The organism is Clostridium tarantellae, from assembly GCF_009295725.1.
Taxonomy (GTDB): domain Bacteria; phylum Bacillota; class Clostridia; order Clostridiales; family Clostridiaceae; genus Sarcina; species Sarcina tarantellae.
Map to the genome: position 1 here is coordinate 1 of NZ_WHJC01000390.1, position 2,566 is coordinate 2,566.

Here is a 2,566-nt window from a genome sequence, read left to right on the forward strand (position 1 = left end):
ATTTATAAACACTTAAATAATATTCTCCTGGAGAAATTTCGCATGTATTTTGTAATAATCCATTTTTATTAATACTAGCTAAAACATATTTACTTAAATCATTTGAATTATATAAAATCCAAGCTACTCCCTCTTCACCTAAAGTATCTACAGTAATATTTACTTTAGAATTATTTTTTATATTAAATTTAAAAAAATCATTATTATTATCATCATTTAATGTTCCTTCTAAAAGCACATTGTTTTTAATGCTCACAGCATGTTGAAAATCATTATTATATTGAAACTCTTCTATTCCTTTACCTTTTTCTTCTTCTCTCAAAAATCCATCCATTAAAATTTTAAAATTGCCATTTGCATCTTTTGAAGTATAATCATATACAGTTAATAAATATTTTCCTGGTATGGCATCAAAGTTATTTTTTAATGAATCCGCTCCCCAAGCAATATACTTATCATCTTTTTTTACATGCCAAGTTAATTTTAAATTATCAGGATTTTCAAAATTAATATTGATTTTACCTTCTTTGTCAACCTCAAAGCAATAAGTATAACTTGGATTATCTTTACTTAAATATCCCTCCATATTTTTATTAACTTTTAATAAATTATTTTCTTTTACTTCTTTAATTTTTTTATCATCATTAGACAAATTTTCTATTTTTTCACTTTTTTCTATTTTTTCAGTTTTATTAGTTCTTAATATTCCATGAAAAGTTACATCAAAACTATATTGTCCATTATCATCAACTTTATAATTTGTAAAATATGCAGTAACTGTTTTATATCCACTCCATGAATTTTCATCTAACTTCTTTAAAGTATTATCTAATATATTATTCATATCTTTCCAATGGGATATGTTGTCTTTACTTTTACCAATATATTTTCCTTTTAAAGTAAAAGTATCAAAAAAATCTGATTTTTCTTCATTAATTTTAACATTTTCAATTTTTATGATTTTTTGCACTTCTTGGCAAATATCATTTTTATTTTTACTTAAATGATTCTTAATATATTCATTTGAAACTAAAGGAACAGTTAACTCATTAGAATTATCCACTAATTTATCCATTACTCTTTGATAATTTTCATTAATTTTTATATCTGAACTTAATTTTTCAATATATCTTGTATATCCTTCAACATCATTATTTTTAATAAAATTATTCATTGTTTGAAATTGTTCAATATTATTTTCATACATATAATTAGCAAAGGCAAAACCATAATTATAAAACTCCCAAGAACCATATTTAGCATGTAATATTTCTTTAACAGATTGTCGTTCATTCTTATCCTTAGATAAATTTTTTACTACTGATTTTCTAGGTCTTACTCCTCTTTCTCTGGTAGAACCTGCAAAAAATTCCGCTGTACCTTCATCATACCAAGTTAACTTATTAGAATTATTTTTATAAAAATCAGATTTTCCCCAAATTCCTGGAACTAAATATCTTCCTTGTAAATAATGAGTAAATTCATGACGAAATAATTCTTCTAATGTATATATACTTTCCTGTTCCGTTCTTTCATAAGTAAAAAATGTACCAATATCTTCTATATATATTCCTCCATTTTCAGTACTATATCCATAAAGTTTTTGATTCATTTTATACTCTTGTGGAGAATTATATATAACTATATTTAATATATCATCTGCATTATCTTTTTCTAAAGGTATGTCATTTCCAATTACTCTCATAAATTGAGCTTTTACTTCTTTAGAGGCCCAATATAATTTTTTTACTTTTTCTTTACTTACTTTGTTGCCTGTTTTTATTATTATTTTACCATTATCAAATTTATAAGTTTCAGATAAATATTTTTCTTTAGCCTTATTTATTTTTTCATCATATTCAACAGATGTTCCATCAGAAAATTCACTATTAAAATTATCTCTTAATGCCTTTATACATTCTATATATATACTAGATAAATATTCAGATCTTTTTGTACAATTTGTTATAACTTTCTTAGTTATATTTTTATTTATTCTAAACTTAGAAAGCCTTCCTGTAAAATAAATAAAACTATTTACTAACCATTCACTATCTTTATCTATTTTTATGCTACTTTCAGTTAATTTATCTAATTCATTTAAAAACAAATCTATATTTCCATAAGCATCTGTTTTTTCAACATCATACTTACTTTTTCTTAATTCACTTGCTAGAACGAAATCTAAATTTTTTAAAATCTCATATATACTATTCTTTTATAGTGATAGGTAAGTCTTTGAAGTTATCTCCAACTTTTCCCCCACTCCACACCGTACGTGCGACTTTCACCGCATACGGCGTTCCAACAATTTGAACTTTTCATTTAATTAAATAACTGAATTTCCTACTAACTTTCTTAAAGAATTAACTTTTTTCAAACCTTTGTTATCCAAATAAATTATTATGTTTAATTATCAATGAACAAATTGTCTAGTGACTATTGCTAGAATATCATTACAATATTAATTATAGCTTCATGCCACCGCTCTCACTTGGATTAAGATAAGTTATACACTGTAGTTTTCCTTATCAATATTTCAACGGTGGTAAGACCTCAATATTCC

General features: G+C 24.1%; 1 protein-coding gene. It reads right to left on the reverse strand.

Annotated elements, in window-relative coordinates; translation table 11 throughout:
* A partial coding sequence (locus GBZ86_RS14830) for a collagenase (RefSeq protein WP_152891931.1) occupies positions 1-2,110 on the reverse strand: 2,110 nt, incomplete at its 3' end.
* Positions 2,111-2,566 lie beyond the last annotated feature (456 nt).